Origin of the sequence: Acinetobacter sp. ANC 4779 (assembly GCF_004331055.1) — a bacterium.
GTDB lineage: Bacteria > Pseudomonadota > Gammaproteobacteria > Pseudomonadales > Moraxellaceae > Acinetobacter.
In genome coordinates, this window is sequence record NZ_SJNU01000018.1 from 1 (window position 1) to 19,165 (window position 19,165).

Genomic DNA, 19,165 nt, shown 5'->3' on the forward strand with positions numbered 1-19,165 from the left:
TTATTTATTTTTTCTTTTCTCGACAGAATTAATATCGGTTTCGTTGGCAAACAACTTAGTGCGGACTTAGGTCTAACTGCATTAAGCTTTGGTCTAGCTAATACTATTTTTTATGTCTTTTATATTTGTTTTGGTATGCCAAGCAACCTGATGTTGCGAAAACTAGGTACTCGAATTTGGATTGGATTCATCATCATTGTTTGGGGGGTTGCATCAAGTTGTACTGCCTTTGCTACAGATGAAAAATCGCTATACATCATTCGAGCGATTGTGGGTATTGCTGAAGCAGGTTTTATGCCTGGCATGCTACTGTATTTAACCCAGTGGTTCCCCTCTAGCCATCGTTCTAGAGCAAATGCAATCTTTATGTTAGCTATGCCATTTACTGCGATGTTTGGTTCTGTCGTTACTGGCTATATCTTAAATATGCACGACTTTCAGGGTTTATCAGGATGGCAATGGGTATTTTTATTGGAAGGCTTACCATGCATACTCTTAGGTTTTATTGTTTTTGCTAAACTTCCTAATACCCCTAAAGAAGCAAAATGGCTGAATGAGGATGAAAAAAATATTCTCATAAATGCGCTGGAAAAAGAGCAGACAAATGAAAAATCTAAATCCACGGTAAAAAGTAGCTCGTTCTCTTTTATTAACTCTTCCGTTATCCGCTGTGCATTAGTCTATTTTTGTATCGTAACCACATGTGGCATGGTCAATATCTGGGTCCCTCAAATTGTTTCAACAGCTTTACCTAATGCTAGTACTGTAATGACTGGTATTGTTGTTGCAATTCCTCATCTTGTCACTATTTTTGCCCTATTTTTTCTATGCAGTCATTCCGATAAAAAACAAGAACGCTATTGGCACACCTTTATTCCAATGCTATTAGGCGGTATAGGGTGGCTCATGGCAGCATATCTTCAGATAGGAAGCCTACAACTGATTGGCCTATGTCTAGCTTGTATGGCAGGTTTCAGTACCATGGGTATTTTTTGGGCTTTTGCTGATGAAAGCCTTGATAACAGTGCCAAATTCCTAGGGATTGCATTTATTAATGCTGTTGGTAATTCAGCAACCATTGTTAGCTCATTCTTAATCGGCTTCTTAAAAGATCTAACTCAATCATTTGCAACAGGCATGCTTTACGGCAGTACTTTAATGTTTATTGGATCTGTCATCATGTTGAGTTTTGCACTGAAGATAAATCAACAGAGAAAAAACTTAGAAAACGGAATTTACATCAATGAATAAAATCACAACATCAATTGTGGATTTAATGCAAAACATCAAAGATGGTTCGACCATTTTAATTGGTGGATTCGGTACTGCTGGACAACCTGCAGAGTTAATTGATGTTCTCATCGAAATCGGTGCAAAAGACCTCACGATTGTTTGCAATAATGCCGGCAATGGTGATTATGGACTTGCCAAATTGCTTAAAGCAGGTCATGTCAAAAAAATGGTCTGCTCCTTTCCCCGCCAAGCTGATTCTTATGTATTTGATGAGTTGTATCGTGCAGGGAAAGTGGAACTTGAATTGGTTCCACAAGGAAATTTAGCCTGCCGAATTCAAGCTGCAGGTATGGGTCTTGGTGCTATTTTCACCCCAACGGGATTTGGAACATTGCTAGCTGAAGGCAAAGAAACCCGTGCAATTGATGGGAAAGACTATGTTTTAGAGCATCCAATTAAAGCAGATTTTGCTTTAATCAAAGCGCATAAAGGTGACCGTTGGGGTAATTTAATTTACAACAAATCTGCGCGTAATTTTGGTCCCATTATGGCAATGGCAGCCGAAGTTACCATTGCACAAGTGAATGAAATTGTTGAATTGGGTGCTTTAGACCCAGAACACATCATCACACCAGGTATATTTGTACAACATGTTGTACGGCTAAGTCCTGTAGAACTTAGCAAGGCAGGTTAACAATGAGCTATAGCAAACTTTCTCGTGCTCAAATTGCAGCACGTGTTGCACAGGATATTCCTGATGGTGCCTATGTAAACTTAGGCATTGGTTTACCAACTAAGATTTCAAATTATCTACCCAAGGATAAAGAAATTTTTCTACATTCTGAGAATGGGCTGTTGGCATTTGGTCCACCGCCTGAGCCAGAACAACAAGATGCTGACTTAATTAATGCAGGTAAAGAATACGTCACCATGCTTACAGGTGGAAGTTTTTTTCATCACGGGGATTCATTCGCAATGATGCGTGGCGGACATTTGGATATTTGTGTATTAGGGGCTTTTCAAATTGCAGAAAATGGTGACCTCGCTAATTGGCATACAGGCGCATCAGATGCAATCCCTGCCGTTGGTGGTGCCATGGACTTAGCTGTCGGTGCAAAGAAAGTGTTTATTACCACAGAACATGTCACAAAAAACGGGAAACCTAAAATCGTAAAAGAATTGAGTTATCCCGTGACCGGCAAGCAATGTGTAGATCGAATTTATACAGATCTATGTGTCATTAATGTCACAACTGAAGGACTAAAGGTTGTTGAGATCGTTGAGGGCCTTCATTTTGATGAGCTCCAAAACCAGACTGCAGCACCTCTCATCAATAGTCTTGAAGACTAACATCTCATACATCTTAAAACTTGAGCAATTGCAAAAATTGCTTATCAAATAACATAAAAATATTCAAATGGATTGAATTATATGAAAAATTTAAATAGTAAAACAGGAATACTTGCATTAATGAGTGCACATTGTGCTGGGATGGTAGATATTATTGCGTTACCAATCTGGATTGGAGTACTCATTAGCACATACAAGTTTGACTCCCAACAAGCAGGTGGCTTAGTCACATTATTTCTATTCGGTGCAACAATATCCAGTGTAATTTTAGCGCCATTATTTAACCGTATACCAAAGAAAATTATTGTTTGTTCAAGTTTTTTTATAGCAAGCCTTTGCTTTTTCTTAATTTCTATAAAAGTAGACTATATAGTTTTAGCTCTTTTGCATTTGTTTGGCGGTTTCGCAGTAGGTGCTGGCCTTAGTTTAACTCATGGCATGGTCGGGCAATCAAAGAATCCTCATAAGCTTTTTTCATTATTAGGTACAGCTTTAGGCATTTTTGGCATCATTTTTATGGGCTCTTCTATATTCGTGACCAAAACCTTTGGTGGTAATAATCTATTTATTGTTATCAGCATTATTATGTTTATTGCATCATTAACATGCTTTTTATTTTTCCCCCATTTAAATCATAATCACTCATTAAGCATTAAACATGCCATTCCGAAATTAAGAAAACATATATGGTTTTGTATTTTAGGAATTTCACTCCTTTCAATGACTCAAGCCATGACAATCAGTTTTTTTGATCAAATTGGTGAGTTTAGAGGGTTCAGTAGGGAAATAATTTCAATTGCTTTAATGATATATGTATCTGTTTGTATTTTTCCAGCTCCACTCGCAGCATTCCTGCAAAACAAATTTAATGCCACTACAGTTATCTGCTTAGGTCCTGTATTCCAAGCTATATTTGCATTGACCATTACACAAACAACCAACCCATTGATTTACTGTATTACCGGTGGGCTTATGGCTTTCACTATTCTCTTCACACATATTTTTGCATTTGGATTGCTTTCTAAATTAGATACCAGTAGTAGAGCTGTAGCTGCTACGCCAGCAATGCTAATGTTCGGATCAGCTATTGCACCAATTTTAAGTGGCAGTTTGGTTAAATATATCGGTTTCGAAGCCATAGGTTATGCTGCATGTCTTCTGGTATTCATCCAAGTTTGCTGTTTTTATTATGTAAGAACTAAAGTACAAAAAAGTTCAATTCTTGAAAGTTCGCTCAATGCATAATTAGCAATATAAAAATGGAGGGGAATTCCAAATTAATAATACTACACACTATTAATTTGGACCCTACTACATAAAAAATTAAATTATTATAAAACACAATAAATATTTAAAAAACAAACATCCTTTATTAATATTCAAGTTAAATTTTTAATAATAAAATCACCTAAAACACACTCAAAAAAAATAAAAAATATAATTTCTTTATAGGTAAAAGCTATGTATTTATAACATATAGCAATACATAGAAATAATACTTCAATATATTATAGATATATAATAAATTCATAATGTTTAAATCTATAAACACTAATCATCAAAAAGGAAAATTTATGATTAAGAATAAGATTTTTTTCGGGATTCTATGTGCTTTGAGTACAAGTGCATTTGCAGTTGAAAATGGCAATTCAAATTATGCGAATGGTGCTGAAAACTTTATGTCAGGTGTAGTACCTCCACCAGGGATTCATGGAATGATTTATACAAATCACTATAATGCTGACAGATTAAATGATTATAAAGGAAACAACCTTAATGTCCCAAACTTTGAAGTTAAATCTACAGCTATAGTTTCTCGATTAGTTTGGGTCACGGATAAACAATTTTTTGGTGGTAATCTCGTTTTTGAAACGCTTATTCCTCTTGTAGACCTAAAAGTCCAATCGTTGGATATGAGCCAAAAGCAACAAGGTCTTGGAGATATAACGATCGGAAGTGCATTGGGTTTTCATCACTCTCCTAATTTACATAGTGCAATTGGATTCGATATATTTCTTCCTACTGGCGAATATAACAAAAATGATTTAGCAAATCTTGGCTTAAATAGAACAACTATTGAACCGATGTACACAATATCCTATCTTAAAGAAAATGCTTTAAGCGCGGATGTGAAGCTAGGATATCTGTTTAACGGTAAAAATAAAGATACCAACTATTCAAATGGGGACCAATTCCATTTAGATTATTCTATCGGCAAAAACTATAAAAATATGACTTTTGGCATTGGTGGCTATTATTCAACTCAAATCAATAATGATAAAATAAATAATGAGGAAATTAAAAATAGTAAAACCAGTGGTTTTGCAATTGGTCCATCATTTAAATATCAAGGAAAAAAATGGTTTACTACTATTAAATGGGAAAAAGATTTAATTGCAGAAAATAAAAGTGAAGGAAACTCACTCTGGATCAAGACAGCACTTCCATTTTAAATATTTTTAATTAATAATATTTCATCAAGAAAATACCGCAAGTTAACTTGCGGTATTTTTATATTGATAAATTTTTATTTAAAATGTAAATGAAGGTCGATTTAAATTAATATCATCAGCCACAATAAATTTATCTGGACGGACCACTACTGTCTTCGCCTTATGCTGATTTAGCCAATCAATTAATGTGTTATTAATATCAATGATATCATCATAGCCTTTACCATCATCTTCAGCACTCAGTAAAGTAAAATATTTTACATTCAGCTGATCCCACTGTGAAATTTGTTCAGCGCTCATGACTAATTTCGGATCTATACGGTTGCCAAGCACGAAAATACTATCATCCGTAATATCGTCTAAATAACCCAGCTTCCCACGTGAATCCGTGACTTTTGGCTGCGGTAGTATTTTCCCTACTGCACTGCTTGATACATTTTGTACCCAGCCTGCTTCAATTTCAGGTAACTTCAAAACTGGCGGCTCTGCACTTAATTGTGGGCCAATCACAGCCATTTCTTCTTCTGTCACTTGTTGTTTAATAATTCGTCCCAATTGAACTGCAACCTGTGTATAGAACTCTACATTTGGTGCTCTTTCAATTTCATAGCTGTCTAATACAGACTCAGGCATGCGTTCATTTAAAACTTCGACCAATTTCCAGCACAGATTAAATGCATCACGGATACCGGACTGCATACCTGCGCCAGCCCAAGGCGGCATCATATGTGCAGCATCGCCTAATAGAAATACTCGGCCATCACGCCATTTTTCTGCACGTCGCACATGATGGCGGTAAAAAGCATGCTGATATAACTCTACTTCTTTATCCGTCACACCCATTGAGTTCAATAACGGCCAGATCTGTTCATTAGTTTGAAAGTCTTGTTCTGTTTCATGACTTTCTAATGGGATTTCCCAACGATGGTTGCTCAAAGATAAAGCAATATCAACAACTGGACGCTTTTGATCAGACCAGAAGGTTAGTAAATTACGATTTTTCCACCAACGCTTAACCCTTGCATCAATCACTACCCATTTGGTATCTACTGTATCCCCTACAAGCTGAATATTTAGGCTTTCACGTGTTTTACTCGATCCACCATCACAGCCCAAAGCATACTTTACACGAACTATTCGTTGCTCTTGATTTTCATCTATAATATTCAGCTCAACGCATTCCGCATTTTGAGAAACAGTATTTACTGTTGATCCAAAATAAATTTGACAATGATCCTTGTATCGTTCTACGCCTTTGCGCAATGTTTCTTCCATTTTCGGCTGGTAAATCGCGTACGAAGTTGGATGTTTGCCTAGAATACTTGGCGGGAATCCCATGCGTAAAATTTCTGTACCATCATATTTAATCCAGCGAAGGCCAGCGGTTTCATCCATATCCTTTGCAACTGCATCATCCAAGCCAATTGCTTGAAAGCAACGCATAGTCCAGTCGCTAACAGTAACAGCACGTGCGCGTGAATATAGGTCTTTATCTTTTTCAAAAATAATAGTTTTTATGCCATGCTTACCTAGAATATTGGCAGCTGCCACACCTGAAGGTCCATAGCCAATAATCGCAACATCAGCATCAAATTGCATTGTATTCATCCTTGAATCCTTATTTTTCATCTTTTAAAAATTGCATGACAGCATGGTTAAACCATTCTGGGTATTCAAACTGTACCCAGTGACCACATTTACTGATGACACGCAGTTCACAGTTCTCCAAACGTTCCACAGCGCTATATCCACCTTGAACTGGAAGTACAGCATCCTCTTTACCCCAAACCAGCAATACCGGTGCTTTAATATGCTCTAAAACTGGTAATAAGTTTTCAGGTAAGAAATTGCTTTGCTGTGCAGTTGCAATCACTTCAGGATTTTGCGCTTCTAAATAACGTTCCTGCAGCAGTTGTTCAGTCAGTAATGACTGATCATATGCAATCTGCTTTAAAAAACCGTATACATTTTCTTTTGAAGGATCCCCACCTAATGCTTTCAGCATAAGCAGTAATGCTGGTGATAAAGCACCACCCTTTTCCATTAAGCCACCAGGCGCCATTAAAATCAGCTTATCTACAAGAGATTGATCCTGCTCAGCGATTTTAATCGCAGTGGCACCACCTAAAGAATTGCCGATAAAAGATGCTTTATGAATATTGAGTTGTTTAAGTGCTTTGTAAATGTATTCACCTAGCGCTTGAAAAAATGAACCATTAATAACTGGCTTGTCTGATAGTCCATAACGCGGTAAATCAAAAATGATATTGGTAAAATTTTCAAAATATGGAAAGTTTTTAGAATAGTTGCTTAAACCATTTGCTCCGGGACCGCCACCATGCAGCCAAACCAGATAAGGGCCAGTGCCAAATGTTGAATAATGTATTTGTACATCGTCAACCTGAACAAAATTGGAATTGAGTTTGCTTTGTTTCATTAAAATACTCACAAGAAATGGAAATCATTTTTTGTACTCCGTTATCAACTGTTTAATGATTTTGACCTGCATTTCACAGCCTAGATCAATATTGACTTTGCCTGGTTCCAATTGATTCGCCAGAATAAATCCATCACCAATGGCCATCGCCATATCGGCAATTGCATTAATCATCTCAGTTGATAAAAGAGCGCCTTGTAGAGCTGCTAAACCTTGTATATGCTGCATCAGAATCTGCCGTGCATGTTCTCGAATACGTTGTACCGCACGCTGAACATTTTGATTGCTACCATCGCTTTCTAAACCAATCAGAAACATCATGCGCAAGACTTTCGGCGGATTTTTTAAAAATTCCGCATCAATCAGGGCGATGTGCTGTTCTATGCTAGCCATTGTTTTTGACCTGAATTTCAGCGTGCTATTCAGGTTTTCAATTGCACCATATTCCAGCGCTGCCAACAGCAACTGTTCCTTATTGCCGAAATGCCAATAAATTGAAGTTACAGGATAACCGCTCAATTCACAGATCATTGAAATACTGGTGCCGGAATATCCATGAGTAGACATCAGCTCCAAAGTTGTTTCTAAAATCTTTTTCGGGTTGGTCGGATTCCGCAGTCTTTTCTTTTGGGAGTCAACTTGAGCACTATCATTTGGCATATATAATCTAAATTCTAAAGCAGCTTATAGGGTTTATTATGCTCGATGTTGCTTATGCCCCCAAGAACTTAATTTTGAAAAGCTCTCAGTTTGCCAGTTTTCAAAATCAATAATTTTCCCTCCGTACCCTACTTCAACTGCAATTCCACTTGGAGACAGTACGTAGAAAGAGAACATTTCATCATTCGGATGCTTACCCAAGGTCATAACCATTGGGTCTTGTGCCTCCTGACATCGATCATAAGCTAAGCCAACATCATCCACGGATTCAACTTCGACCATTAAATGATGCAACCGTTTTGCTTCAGGAGGCATGGGTGCAAAAGCGAAAGAATGATGGCGCTGATTTACATGCATAAATGTTGCATCAATAACAATACCTGGCGCAATTTCTTCAGTAATGGTGTCTGTAATCGTTAAGCCTAAATTTTGGTAAAAATCGATTGAAGCCTGTTTATTTTGTGTCGAAATCAACACATGACCCAAACCTTGATCTGTTAGGTATCTAGATTTCAACTGCTGACTGGCAAATGGTTGCGAGGTAAGTTGCATACCTGTGACAAATTCATGCTGAATACCATTCAAATCGATGACACGGTATAAAGCATTTACATTGCGCTGTACGGCTTCCTCAGCACTAGCATGTTCAGCAACAATACCCTGTAGTGCTAAATTTTGAATATGTTTATACAACTCATCTTCATTTGGAAATTGCCATCCAATACTTTTCAGATCATCTAAAGGACCTTTAGAAATAATGATCCGATATACTTGCTGATCCATTCGAAGATGCATTTCATCTTCACTAATTTGAATTGTCTGAAACCCTAATCGGTTAGCAAATGTCTGCCAAGCGGGCAAGTCACTTGCTTCTATAACCAGATAACTGAGTGTTGAGATTCCTTTCATACGCCTTTCGTCCAATTTGATTGCAATTTACGCGTGAACAATTAATAATCATGTATGTAGCGCTCATTACATATTTTTAATATAGTTTTAAAGCGTAATGAAATAGTTAAAAGTTATGGATAAACACCTCAGCGGAGTAGGACAAATGGAATTAAGACATTTAAGATATTTTATTGCCGTAGCCGAAGAATTAAATTTCACTAAGGCTGCAGAAAAACTTTGCATCGTACAACCCTCCCTGAGTAAGCAAATCCGTGATTTGGAGGATGAGATAGGGGTGATTTTATTTGAGCGTGATAAGCGGAGCGTTCACTTAACGAAGGCTGGTTCAGGCTTTTTAGAGCATGCTTATAAAGCAATAGAAAGTGCAGAGCGTGCGATTGGTGCGGCCAAGCAGATTATATTATCTAGCAATAAACAGACAAAAATCGGTTTTAATCCTTTAGCTGAAATTATGATTGCACCGCATATCGTTGTGATGTTGCGTAATAATGGCTACCAAGCAGAATTCAAAAGCATGAGCTGTGGAGATCAAATCCAAGCATTAAAAAATTCAAAGCTCGATTTAAGCTTTACTCGCTATAAGCTGGAAGATTCTGAATATGAGAACATCTTAATAAAGAATGAGCCTTTATACTTGTTTTATAGAGAGAATTATAAAGATTTAGATGATTCCATAAAAATTGAAAATTTAGAAAAGAGTCAGTTCATTGCTTTTTCTGCTTATGAAGCTCCTGTGTTGTCAGAAAAAGCTCAGTTATTTTTAAAGAGTAAAAAAATCCATCCACAGCACAAAATTATCTGTACCAATATTATGCAGCATATCAATTTTTTAAATACACTGAATTGCTGGAGCATCATTCCTGAATACGCTATTGGTTTTTTAAAAGGAAAATTTAATGTAAAAAAATTAGATTTAACGGCACCCCTGTATGCTAATTACAGAAAACGTAGTAATAACAGCTCTTTAGATATTATTTTGCCATTACTTAAAAAACTAAATAAAATTGAAAATGATCTTTCTCTTCCTATAATTAACCTAAATCACAGATAAAAATTTGGGCACTGTTGCAAATAACCACTAATGGTAAGCTGAATGCTCTTTTAGCTAAAAGTGCAGCATATGAATCCCTTCCATGGTCGGCATTTTCAGGGTGAAATCATTCTTTGGGCTGTGCGCAGGTATTGTAAATATGGTATTAGCTATCGTGAACTTCAGGAAATGCTTTCCGAACATGGTGTGAATGTTAATCACACGACTATTTACCGTTGGGTTCAACGTTATGCTCCTGAAATAGAAAAACGTCTACGCTGGTATTGGCGTCATCCTACAGATCTGAGCTCATGGCATATTGATGAAACTTATGTAAAAGTGAATGGACGATGGGCTTATCTGTATCGGGCAGTCGATCTTCGTGGTCATACCATTGATTTTTATCTTTCTTCTAGACGCAATACCAAATCAGCATATTGTTTTCTTGGAAAAATCTTAAATAATGTGAAGAAGTGGCAAATTCCACAAGTGATCAATACGGATAAAGCACCCACATATGGAGGCGCTTTGTCACGGTTAAAACGGGAAGGAAAATGTCCACCAGACCTTGAGCACAGGCAGGTTAAGTACAAAAACAACGTGATCGAATGTGATCATGGCAAGCTAAAGCGGATCATCAGGGCCACCTTAGGATTCAAATCTATGAAGACGGCTTATGCCACAATCAAAGGTATTGAAGTCATGCGTGCACTACGTAAAGGACAAGCTTCTTCATTTTATTATGGTCAGCCTCAGGGTGAAGTGTATCTGGTGAATAGAGTTTTCGGTCTCTAAGCACTTTTTAAAGGGAACATCATCGACTCAAATCTCTATTTGCAACAGTGCCCTAAAAAGCCAGATCAATATGATCTGGCTTTTCTTAGAAAAACCAATTTTGAGAATGAGGAAAAATTATACAAAGAAAATAAAATTTCCTAGATTTTCTCTGATAAGGCTTTGACTAATAACTTTAATTGGTCTTTTAAATCACTTAAATTCTCAAGTTTAATACTTTGAGACAACTCTTTGGGAATCTTTTCTGCTGACGCTCTTAATTGTCTTCCTTTTTCTTTTAATGAAATAAGAACTCTTCTTTCATCCTTAGGATCACGTGAACGGCTGATAATTTCAGACTTTTCCATTCTTTTAAGTAATGGCGTTAATGTCCCACTATCCAAGTGTAAAATTTGTCCAAGATCACCCACACTTATAGAATCTTTTTCCCATAAAACTAACATAACCAAATATTGAGGATAAGTTAGCTCTAGAGGTTCAAGAAATGGTCTATACGCTTTCACTATTAAATTTGATGCCGCATAAATGGGAAAACATAGTTGTTCATCTAAGCAAAGCTGATTCTTGGACATATCTTTCTATTTTGTATGAACGGTTGTAGAAACCTGTATATTACCTCGAATAGCATTTGAATAAGGACAGACTTGATGAGTTTCTTCAACAATTTGCTCTGCTTCAGTTTGAGAGATACCCGAAATAGTTACATCTAAATTCACTGTTAAGGCAAACCCACCATTACCATTAGCTACCATACCAACAGTACTAAGAACCTCTACGTCATTATCATGGATTTTATGCTGTTTATTACGAGATACATGGATAATGGCATTACCAAAGCATGCTGCATAACCAGCTGCAAATAATTGTTCTGGATTAGTCTCACCCCCTCTACCGCCTAATTCTTTTGGTAGAGCTAAGTTAAGTTCTAAAATACCATCTTCACTATGGATAGTTCCTGAACGTCCGCCAATTGCTTTAACCTTAGTAGAATAAAGAGTACTCATTTTTGTTACTTTCCTAAATAATTAGATTGTGTACAATATAGTTGTACACAATCTAATTATTGTCAATTATTTTTTATTTAACATGATGACCATTACATGAAGTGAAACACAAAAAGGCTAGATATTATGTCTAGTCGAGAGAGTGAGCTTAAGGTTCTCGTTTTTTTATCTTAAAACTGCTAATATACCTATACGCCATTGACGTACTTTAATTCATGTTATTTATAGAAACTAGTTTCTTTACCAAGCAAATCAAAGATCTTGTCACTGATGAAGAATATCGTCAGCTCCAGCAAGATCTATTGGTACAGCCTGATAAGGGTGACTTGGTAAAAAATGGTGGAGGTATTCGTAAAGTACGTTGTGCTCAGGGCAATAAGGGAAAAAGTGGTGGTATTCGTGTGATCTATTACTGGGTCACAGAGGATGACCAGATCTTTTTCCTGGTGGCTTATCCAAAGTCTGTGAAAGATAATCTGACAGACAAAGAAACTTCGATCCTGCGTCAATTAGTGAAGGAGCAATTTCATGGATAATAACTTATTTGATGACCTGGTTGCTTCGATTAAAGAAGCTGGCGCCATCAAACGCAATGAAATGAAAGCAAGTCGAGTGACTGAGCTTGAGTTGCCGGATATTAAAGAAGTACGTGAGAAAACAGGCTTAACCCAGGCTGAATTTGCTGCACGTTTGCATATTAGCGCGAGAACCCTACAAAACTGGGAACAAGGCCGTCGCTATCCAACTGGTCCTGCAGCGACTTTAATCCGTATTCTTGATGCTCATCCGACTTTGATTTAAAAAATTAGATAACAAAAAACCCCGACATCCTGTCGGGGTTTTTTATTTTTTTGTTCCGAAACATCCTGTTCTTATATCTTTATGATATGAAAAAATAATTGAATCTGCTATCCGGCAAATCCCTAAATTGACGTAAGTATATGCTTACATATGCCTAAAAACTGTCCCAAATTTATCCGCAGAAATTGGGGATATTTTTTATCTTGGGAAGACCGGGAACATTGAAAAAATCCTCGATTTGATTAAAAAATAATCAATTTTATTGGCGGAATATATCAAAACTGTTTAAAAAAAAGCCGACTTGTTGCGAAGCCGGTTTTTTGGGTTTTCTATTTTAATATAATCAATTGATATTAAAAGATTATTACAATCGCGTTTTGTATAAGCGCCATTATGTTAAATGGTGGAGTTGTTACTTATAGTTTGTCCTTTAATTAAAAAATATATTTTATTTCTTAGCCATTGAATTGCAGGATTATTCTGCTTTTTAGAATGCCACAACATTCTTAGTTTATAGCGCGGTGACGTAAAAGGTAAATCCAAAAAATCCAATGGATAATTGGATTGTTGCACGAGATGTCTAGGCAAAGTACAAACAGATTGGCTTTTATATAAATATTCTGTCGCAACGGAAAAATGAGAAAGACTATGTTGAATATTGCGTTTATAGCCCAAACCTTTTAGCGTAATATCAGTATATCCACTAAAACTATTATCATCTGTATTTACAATGACATGCTGTAGAGAACAATATTCTTCAATACTTAACGATTCTTGAGTTTTAATCGGGTGATGTTTACCAAAACACAGTACAAAGTCTTCATCGATTAATAGCAAACTCGGCAATTGATCAGGTAGATTATTTTCCAAGTCAATTACAAGATCAATTTCATCCTGTTCCAGCTGTTTGTTTATCTGCTGTGGTACATAATGAACGAACTCTATTTTGATATTCCCATTGGGTAAATCACAGAGAAATTGAACAATCGTATTTGAAATACTGACGACAGCGCTATCCGAAACAGCAATTCTGAAAATCCGCTGATCAAGTTCTGGGTTGAAAGCCGGTTCCGTATCATGAATCAGATGTAATTGGGTGATTAAAATATTTAATGGCTCTATAAGCGCAAGAGCCTTTTCTGTCAGCACCATCCCCTTGCCATTGGCTGATGGAATCAGCAATGGATCTTGGAAAGATTTTCTCAGGCGCACCAATTGAGCTGAAAGTGCAGGCTGGCTGATATGCAGAGCCTGCGCGGCATGGGTCACATTCTTAAATTCTAATAACGTATGTAAGGATAATAAAAGATTTAAATCAAAATGGCGTAAAGATGAGCTATCCATAAAAGTTATATCTAGATATATATGCAATCAATTTCAAATATATCATAAAAATTTCTATATTACTGATATAGGAAATGAGGAGAATCAGATGAGACAACAAAAAGTATTAATCAGTGCTGGTGCATCAGGGATCGGAAAAGCGATCGCAGAAATCTTTTTAAAGCATGGTGCAAAAGTCTGCATCATCGATATTAATCAACAAGCCTTAGATGCTTTTCAGCAAGAGCAGCCAGAGATTCTTGCTTTTTCAGCAGATCTAAGCAATTTAGATGATCTTGCCCGTGTATTTCAAAATGCGATTCAAGCTTTGGGCAATGAACTCGATGTACTGATCAATAATACTGGTGTTTCAGGTCCAACGATGCCGATGCATGAACTGGATATTCAAGAGTGGAACAAAGTCATTCAAATTAATTTGAATTCGACTTTTCGTTTAACCCAACTGGTTATTCCTTATTTACAACAATCTGAAAATGCTGCCATTGTGAATATGTCTTCAGCAGCTGGGCGTTTTGGTTATCCGAATCGGATTGCTTACTCAACCACCAAATGGGGCCTTGTTGGCTTTACGAAAACTTTGGCGATGGAATTAGGAAAATTTAATATTCGTGTCAATGCCATTGCACCAGGGGCAGTTGATGGTCCACGTTTCCAGGGAGTGCTTGCACAGCGTGCTGCGGTGAGTGGTCGAACATTACAAGAAGAAACGATGGATGCACTTGCAGTACAGTCTTTGAAATATATGGTGAATCCACAGCATATTGGTGAGCTTGCTTATTTCCTGGCATCTGAAGCGGGCCGCTCTATCTCTGGGCAGTTAATTCCAATTGATGGTGATACGCAAAACGTCGGCTAAATATTTTTGATGAAGGTTATAGAAATGAGCTTAAGAGAACAGTTAATTGGTGCATGGAAACTTCAATCGTATGTTGAAATACCTGTAGATGATTCAGAACCCTTTTATCCATTGGGTAAGAATGCGACAGGTATCATTATGTACACCCCAGATGGCTATATGTCTGCGCAGTTGATGGGCGAACAGCGCCAGCACTTTGTAACAGGTGACTGGTTCAATGGTAGTCCTGAAGAATATATTGAAGAAGCAAAAACTTATATTGCTTATTCTGGACGTTTTTTTGTGAATGAAGAAACCCAGCAGCTGGAACATGAAATGATGGTCTCATTGTTTCCAAACTGGATTGGCCAGCAGCAACAGCGAATTGTATCTTTGGATGGAGATACTTTAAAACTGGGCCCAGCTTCACCAATAATGTCTAAAGGCAAACTTGTGATGAGCCAATTGATTTGGAAACGAGCCCAGGAAAATTAAATATAGTGTAATTTTTTAGGACTCTATTTTTGTAGAATTTTTAAAATTAACATAATACACGTTATACGAAATTCCATTGTTTTATCTTTTAAAATCAGTACAGTAAAACATTGCAAAAGCCCATTCACCCTCGAATGGGCTTTTTTATGATTTCTCATATTCCACGATTCTGATTAGCTTGACTGCTTAATCTAAACAAATGAGGGGGCCTACTTTATGAATAAGAACACACTCTGTACTCAAGTATGTAACTTTAAACTATAGCTCAAAGATACAAGCTTTACTGATCATCACGGCATAGTCTTTCTCATCAGGCGACACATAGAATGTCATTGAACGACACATAAGTTGTCATAAAAAAAGCCCATTCCAAGAGGGATGATCCAAATTGCCAAAGAGGCAGGTATTGGACGTGAAGCTCTTTATAAAGCACTTCGCCAGGACTCTGCACCTCGTTTTGATACTATTAATCGTGTAGTGAATGCTTTAGGTTTAAAACTTACAGTGCAACATGCTTAAAATTTAAAAAATTTGCAAAAATGGGAGCTTATGCTCCCATTTTTTTCTTTCGCATAAGGTGGTTTTTATAAGCATTTTAATAAAATTAAATAAAACCTTTTTTATTTATTTTGTTCCAACAAAACTTGCTTAGTTATTTTCCATCCTTCATCTTCAACAAGACTTACTGTATAACGAAATTTATTAGCTGGTCCCATATTTCCACTATCCACACCACCGAACTTATCATCGGCATAATCATATGAGACTATTTCAAATTCATCTGGGCTAACTTGTTTAATTGACTGGATAAAACGGTAATTTATTGAAGCTTTATCAGTATTCCAGAAAGCTTCATTGTTATCACCAAAAGCATCATTTGTTGTGACCAATAATGGTCTATTTGGTGAAAATCTAGAAACCTCAGAAACATAATGAGAGTGTGTCCCTGTTCCACCATTACATCCGATATCTCCATTCCAGAGGATATAGTAGATTGAGCCATTTTCAGAAGGCTTATCTATAGTAAAAATATCTTTTAATTCAACTTTATCATTCATACAAGAAATCGAAGATATGTAGTTATTCATAACGTGAACAACTTCTTTTTTTTCTGATAGCTCAGATGCATAAGCTACACTCAATGAAAAACTACTAAGTAAAATACTAGCAAAAACTTTTTTAAACATAAATTTCCCCTATAAATCAATAATTTTAAAAGTTGCCTATATTAACTTGAGTTCGATTTAAGAAAAGTAAAATTTCCCCAAAAGTTTCTTAGCTTTTATAAATGAATATTTCAGTAATTAGCCTGCATTTAACATACTGGAGGTTATACGAACAAACCTTGTTATGGGTATTGAATCTAAAAAATCATTTATCGAAAAATGACACAGGTTGAGTCGCAATATGATGTCATTATGGTTCGTTAGAAGAACTAAGATACTGATTTGATTATCCTGCTAATGATAAGCTATGTGTCGTTTGACGTTTCTGTATCGTCATGCGACACAAAATTTTCATTGAATTCATGAGTGTCAGTGACAAAAAAAAAAGCACTATTAAAAAAAAGTGCTTTTTAATTCTAAATAAAAAAATTTAAATTACTTTAATATTATCAAATTAAGTATACATAATTAGTTTAGAAAAAATTTCCAACAAGATTTGATTCAAGGAATACAAATGGCAGAAACTGAAAAAATAGCTCAGATGGCAGAGATTCTATCTAATGATTTATTCTCTGAATTTTTTTGGCAGAAAAGTGGTACGACGAATCATAACTGGACTTGTGAAAATCAAGAGAAGCACGGGAATAAAACCCATCCTTCTGATGTAGTATTTTATTACGATGAGCCATATTCACAATCAAGAACCTATATCAATTGTGATTTAAAAAGTTACGCAAAAGGAACTATCAAGGCGGCAGCAATAAAAGATGCTATTGAGAGTCTAGCCAAACAAGTTTCATGTGCAGAAAAAAGTCCAGAATGGAACCAACTATATATTCATGACCATGTAACTCCTGAAATTTGTGGTCTTCTTTTTGTCTATAATCATGATGGTGAATATGATAAGGATTTTTCTAACGTCTTATCAAACGTTAAAGCTGATCAACTAGATATTCCACGAGGATCTAAAATTGTAGTTTTAGGTCCAAAAGATATCTTTTGGTTAGATAACATTCGATATGATTTATGTATCTTAAGAGGAAAGTCTGGTTCAGATAAAATACCTAATGGAGATCAATGTAGATTTTTCTATCCACAATTAATTAGAAAAACAAATGTACAAATAGAAAAGGCTAAAGCAGCTACGTTAGAAATGCTTGTTGGTCCCTGGATTATTTTAGAATACAAAAAAGAAAATAGTCGAAAAGGATTTATTATTTATTATAAAAGAAAGGGGGAAACTACGGAAGAATTCATCTATTTGATTGATTATTTAAGACATTATCAAGTTTTATCTGATGACACAGACATTCAAATTCGAACATTAGATACAGCACCGATTGCTGCTGCCACTTTTAAAAAAGCCGTTGACCGTTATATTGAAGAAATGACTGAAAGTAATGAAGAAAGTGATTTTTCAAAGTTAGTCAGAAACATCAAGTTCTCCACAATGCCTCAAGTTATAAGCACGTTTTCAGAAGTCGAAATAGGGATGGATCTATGAATAAACTATCATTTCAACAACTATGTGCGACTGATCATGATATTTTTTCTTTATTAACATCTGGAAAACAACGCATAACTGATATTACATTAAATGAACTCGCAAAAGACAGAGGAATATTTTATTCACCAAAATCCTCACGTAATGATCTTATTGAAGAAATCTCCATTTGGACTCATGACTATAATGACATTACTGGATTAATCGAAAAGAGGGATTATAAAAAGCGTAATGAAAAAATGACATCTGTTATTTTACCAATTGAACTCACAGTTGAGGAAATGAAAGATATTGTTAAAGACTATAAAAAAGATGTTCAAAAACAAGAAAAAGTTACGTCTCATCAAAAAGGTGATGATGGCATTGTAATGAATACGGAATATGATGAATATGACTATTCAAAAACACGCTTAATTCAACGACAGCGTAAAGATGCCAGCATACATATTGAAAGTAAAAAAGGACAAACTATTATCCGTATGCCCGCTTCTGAAAAAGCATTAAACATCGTTGAAGGCTTTAAAAATAAAGTTGAAGCATACAAAAAAACTGAAATTCCTCTTAAAAAGATTGAGGTAGATCACTTATTAAGTCCTGAAGAAAGAAATAATTTCTTTATGAAATTAATATCAAACATACCAATGTTTGATTTAGAAACTGTGACTAATTTAAAAGTAGACTGCTTTGAGGAAGATGAGGATATAGATGATCAAGAGCTAGAAGAAGATATGGTAATAAAGCAAAATATGATTGGAGTTGTTCATAGTGCTGTTTTCCATGGTCAAAATCTAGTTGCAGCGGAGCAATATACTCAGCTACGAGATGGGGGCTTTTTTATTACATCAATCACATGGCGAGCAAAACAAAATAAAGCTCCTTATTATTTAGTCCAATTTGAAGCTTCATTTGAAAATGGAAAATTAGGTACTGGATTTAAATATGGAGCTAAATACTCAACTAGAATCGCAAATACTACTGAATATACTAAAAACTTTAAATCAGTAGAAGGTGAAGAAAAATCAGCTTTACTAGGCCTAATTGAAACATCCGCACGTAAAGTACTAGATGAATTATCTTCAAATCTATCAGCAGAGGAATAGAAAGCTATGAACAGATATCAATGGTTCAAGACAAAATGGCCTCTCT

General features: G+C 35.9%; 21 protein-coding genes and 1 pseudogene. 14 read left to right on the forward strand and 8 right to left on the reverse strand.

The window, feature by feature from the left end; all coding sequences use genetic code 11:
- The 5 genes from E0H80_RS15555 to E0H80_RS15575 form a co-directional block, all read left to right on the forward strand.
- Positions 1 to 1,251 (forward strand): MFS transporter (locus E0H80_RS15555; protein WP_131367220.1); only part of this gene is annotated, 1,251 nt, incomplete at its 5' end.
- Complete coding sequence (locus E0H80_RS15560; RefSeq protein WP_131367222.1) at positions 1,244 to 1,927, forward strand: 3-oxoacid CoA-transferase subunit A; 684 nt, start codon at positions 1,244 to 1,246, stop codon at positions 1,925 to 1,927. The genes E0H80_RS15555 and E0H80_RS15560, both read left to right, overlap by 8 nt.
- A gap of 2 nt (positions 1,928 to 1,929) precedes the next feature.
- A complete protein-coding gene (locus E0H80_RS15565) occupies positions 1,930 to 2,583 on the forward strand; it encodes a 3-oxoacid CoA-transferase subunit B (protein ID WP_131367224.1) in 654 nt (217 codons plus the stop codon).
- Positions 2,584 to 2,664: 81 nt separating this feature from the next.
- A complete protein-coding gene (locus tag E0H80_RS15570) occupies positions 2,665 to 3,828 on the forward strand; it encodes an MFS transporter (RefSeq protein WP_131367226.1) in 1,164 nt (387 codons plus the stop codon).
- A 329-nt stretch (positions 3,829 to 4,157) separates the two neighbouring features.
- Positions 4,158 to 5,036, forward strand: a complete 879-nt coding sequence (locus E0H80_RS15575) for a SphA family protein (RefSeq protein WP_165494328.1) — start codon at positions 4,158 to 4,160, stop codon at positions 5,034 to 5,036.
- Between the two features lie 78 nt (positions 5,037 to 5,114).
- On the opposite strand, the gene E0H80_RS15580 is transcribed toward E0H80_RS15575, so the two are convergent.
- From E0H80_RS15580 to E0H80_RS15595, 4 genes are read right to left on the reverse strand one after another with little or no spacing between them, the layout of a single operon-like run.
- Positions 5,115 to 6,644, reverse strand: a complete 1,530-nt coding sequence (locus E0H80_RS15580; RefSeq protein ID WP_171457843.1) for an FAD-dependent monooxygenase — start codon at positions 6,642 to 6,644, stop codon at positions 5,115 to 5,117.
- A 10-nt stretch (positions 6,645 to 6,654) separates the two neighbouring features.
- Positions 6,655 to 7,473, reverse strand: coding sequence for an alpha/beta fold hydrolase (locus E0H80_RS15585; protein WP_131367230.1), 819 nt, complete (start codon positions 7,471 to 7,473; stop codon positions 6,655 to 6,657).
- Between the two features lie 24 nt (positions 7,474 to 7,497).
- Positions 7,498 to 8,133: a TetR/AcrR family transcriptional regulator gene (locus E0H80_RS15590; protein ID WP_131367232.1), complete on the reverse strand. Its 636-nt coding sequence runs from the start codon at positions 8,131 to 8,133 to the stop codon at positions 7,498 to 7,500.
- Between the two features lie 36 nt (positions 8,134 to 8,169).
- On the reverse strand, positions 8,170 to 9,042 hold the full coding sequence (locus tag E0H80_RS15595) for a VOC family protein (RefSeq protein ID WP_131367234.1): 873 nt from the start codon (positions 9,040 to 9,042) through the stop codon (positions 8,170 to 8,172).
- A 145-nt stretch (positions 9,043 to 9,187) separates the two neighbouring features.
- On the opposite strand from E0H80_RS15595, the gene E0H80_RS15600 reads away from it, so the two are divergent.
- Positions 9,188 to 10,096: a LysR family transcriptional regulator gene (locus tag E0H80_RS15600; RefSeq protein WP_165494329.1), complete on the forward strand. Its 909-nt coding sequence runs from the start codon at positions 9,188 to 9,190 to the stop codon at positions 10,094 to 10,096.
- Between the two features lie 69 nt (positions 10,097 to 10,165).
- Positions 10,166 to 10,870, forward strand: coding sequence for an IS6 family transposase (locus tag E0H80_RS15605; protein WP_131367238.1), 705 nt, complete (start codon positions 10,166 to 10,168; stop codon positions 10,868 to 10,870).
- A 140-nt stretch (positions 10,871 to 11,010) separates the two neighbouring features.
- On the opposite strand, the gene E0H80_RS15610 is transcribed toward E0H80_RS15605, so the two are convergent.
- Entirely contained in the window at positions 11,011 to 11,442 is a 432-nt protein-coding gene (locus E0H80_RS15610) for a MarR family winged helix-turn-helix transcriptional regulator (RefSeq protein WP_131367240.1), read from the reverse strand.
- A gap of 6 nt (positions 11,443 to 11,448) precedes the next feature.
- Positions 11,449 to 11,874, reverse strand: coding sequence for an organic hydroperoxide resistance protein (locus E0H80_RS15615; protein ID WP_131367242.1), 426 nt, complete (start codon positions 11,872 to 11,874; stop codon positions 11,449 to 11,451).
- Between the two features lie 215 nt (positions 11,875 to 12,089).
- On the opposite strand from E0H80_RS15615, the gene E0H80_RS15620 reads away from it, so the two are divergent.
- Together E0H80_RS15620 and nadS are read left to right on the forward strand one after the other, a co-directional pair.
- Positions 12,090 to 12,410 (forward strand): type II toxin-antitoxin system RelE/ParE family toxin, encoded by a 321-nt coding sequence (locus tag E0H80_RS15620; RefSeq protein WP_131367244.1) that lies wholly within the window; start codon positions 12,090 to 12,092, stop codon positions 12,408 to 12,410.
- The gene (nadS, locus tag E0H80_RS15625) at positions 12,403 to 12,675 is read left to right on the forward strand and encodes a NadS family protein (protein ID WP_004896911.1); all 273 of its coding nucleotides are present in this window, start codon (positions 12,403 to 12,405) and stop codon (positions 12,673 to 12,675) included. Before E0H80_RS15620 ends, nadS begins: the two co-directional genes overlap by 8 nt.
- A 396-nt stretch (positions 12,676 to 13,071) precedes the next feature.
- Here nadS and E0H80_RS15630 read toward each other — a convergent pair whose 3' ends face one another.
- Positions 13,072 to 14,019 (reverse strand): LysR family transcriptional regulator, encoded by a 948-nt coding sequence (locus tag E0H80_RS15630; protein WP_131367246.1) that lies wholly within the window; start codon positions 14,017 to 14,019, stop codon positions 13,072 to 13,074.
- An 88-nt stretch (positions 14,020 to 14,107) separates the two neighbouring features.
- On the opposite strand from E0H80_RS15630, the gene E0H80_RS15635 reads away from it, so the two are divergent.
- The 3 genes and pseudogenes from E0H80_RS15635 to E0H80_RS15645 form a co-directional block, all read left to right on the forward strand.
- The gene (locus E0H80_RS15635; RefSeq protein WP_131367248.1) at positions 14,108 to 14,875 is read left to right on the forward strand and encodes an SDR family oxidoreductase; all 768 of its coding nucleotides are present in this window, start codon (positions 14,108 to 14,110) and stop codon (positions 14,873 to 14,875) included.
- A gap of 24 nt (positions 14,876 to 14,899) precedes the next feature.
- Positions 14,900 to 15,349: a lipocalin-like domain-containing protein gene (locus tag E0H80_RS15640; RefSeq protein WP_228260011.1), complete on the forward strand. Its 450-nt coding sequence runs from the start codon at positions 14,900 to 14,902 to the stop codon at positions 15,347 to 15,349.
- Positions 15,350 to 15,721: 372 nt separating this feature from the next.
- Positions 15,722 to 15,868 (forward strand): annotated as a pseudogene (locus E0H80_RS15645) (addiction module antidote protein); the annotation flags it as partial.
- 101 nt (positions 15,869 to 15,969) lie between these two features.
- On the opposite strand, the gene E0H80_RS15650 reads toward E0H80_RS15645, so the two are convergent.
- Positions 15,970 to 16,536, reverse strand: a complete 567-nt coding sequence (locus tag E0H80_RS15650; protein WP_131367253.1) for a hypothetical protein — start codon at positions 16,534 to 16,536, stop codon at positions 15,970 to 15,972.
- Between the two features lie 493 nt (positions 16,537 to 17,029).
- Here E0H80_RS15650 and E0H80_RS15655 point away from each other — a divergent pair, with 493 nt between their 5' ends.
- Both E0H80_RS15655 and E0H80_RS15660 read left to right on the forward strand, forming a co-directional pair.
- A complete protein-coding gene (locus E0H80_RS15655; protein ID WP_131367255.1) occupies positions 17,030 to 18,019 on the forward strand; it encodes a hypothetical protein in 990 nt (329 codons plus the stop codon).
- Positions 18,016 to 19,119, forward strand: a complete 1,104-nt coding sequence (locus E0H80_RS15660; protein ID WP_131367257.1) for a hypothetical protein — start codon at positions 18,016 to 18,018, stop codon at positions 19,117 to 19,119. The genes E0H80_RS15655 and E0H80_RS15660 overlap by 4 nt, the downstream gene beginning before the upstream one ends.
- Positions 19,120 to 19,165: the final 46 nt, after the last annotated feature.

Bases quoted from the DNA above. Each gene is read 5' to 3' on its own strand.
- E0H80_RS15560 (WP_131367222.1), top strand. From the start codon at position 1,244: ATGAATAAAATCACAACATCAATTGTGGATTTAATGCAAAACATCAAA.
- E0H80_RS15565 (WP_131367224.1), top strand. From the start codon at position 1,930: ATGAGCTATAGCAAACTTTCTCGTGCTCAAATTGCAGCACGTGTTGCA.
- E0H80_RS15570 (WP_131367226.1), top strand. From the start codon at position 2,665: ATGAAAAATTTAAATAGTAAAACAGGAATACTTGCATTAATGAGTGCA.
- E0H80_RS15575 (WP_165494328.1), top strand. From the start codon at position 4,158: ATGATTAAGAATAAGATTTTTTTCGGGATTCTATGTGCTTTGAGTACA.
- E0H80_RS15580 (WP_171457843.1), bottom strand. From the start codon at position 6,644: ATGAATACAATGCAATTTGATGCTGATGTTGCGATTATTGGCTATGGA.
- E0H80_RS15585 (WP_131367230.1), bottom strand. From the start codon at position 7,473: ATGAAACAAAGCAAACTCAATTCCAATTTTGTTCAGGTTGACGATGTA.
- E0H80_RS15590 (WP_131367232.1), bottom strand. From the start codon at position 8,133: ATGCCAAATGATAGTGCTCAAGTTGACTCCCAAAAGAAAAGACTGCGG.
- E0H80_RS15595 (WP_131367234.1), bottom strand. From the start codon at position 9,042: ATGAAAGGAATCTCAACACTCAGTTATCTGGTTATAGAAGCAAGTGAC.
- E0H80_RS15600 (WP_165494329.1), top strand. From the start codon at position 9,188: ATGGAATTAAGACATTTAAGATATTTTATTGCCGTAGCCGAAGAATTA.
- E0H80_RS15605 (WP_131367238.1), top strand. From the start codon at position 10,166: ATGAATCCCTTCCATGGTCGGCATTTTCAGGGTGAAATCATTCTTTGG.
- E0H80_RS15610 (WP_131367240.1), bottom strand. From the start codon at position 11,442: ATGTCCAAGAATCAGCTTTGCTTAGATGAACAACTATGTTTTCCCATT.
- E0H80_RS15615 (WP_131367242.1), bottom strand. From the start codon at position 11,874: ATGAGTACTCTTTATTCTACTAAGGTTAAAGCAATTGGCGGACGTTCA.
- E0H80_RS15620 (WP_131367244.1), top strand. From the start codon at position 12,090: ATGTTATTTATAGAAACTAGTTTCTTTACCAAGCAAATCAAAGATCTT.
- nadS (WP_004896911.1), top strand. From the start codon at position 12,403: ATGGATAATAACTTATTTGATGACCTGGTTGCTTCGATTAAAGAAGCT.
- E0H80_RS15630 (WP_131367246.1), bottom strand. From the start codon at position 14,019: ATGGATAGCTCATCTTTACGCCATTTTGATTTAAATCTTTTATTATCC.
- E0H80_RS15635 (WP_131367248.1), top strand. From the start codon at position 14,108: ATGAGACAACAAAAAGTATTAATCAGTGCTGGTGCATCAGGGATCGGA.
- E0H80_RS15640 (WP_228260011.1), top strand. From the start codon at position 14,900: ATGAGCTTAAGAGAACAGTTAATTGGTGCATGGAAACTTCAATCGTAT.
- E0H80_RS15650 (WP_131367253.1), bottom strand. From the start codon at position 16,536: ATGTTTAAAAAAGTTTTTGCTAGTATTTTACTTAGTAGTTTTTCATTG.
- E0H80_RS15655 (WP_131367255.1), top strand. From the start codon at position 17,030: ATGGCAGAAACTGAAAAAATAGCTCAGATGGCAGAGATTCTATCTAAT.
- E0H80_RS15660 (WP_131367257.1), top strand. From the start codon at position 18,016: ATGAATAAACTATCATTTCAACAACTATGTGCGACTGATCATGATATT.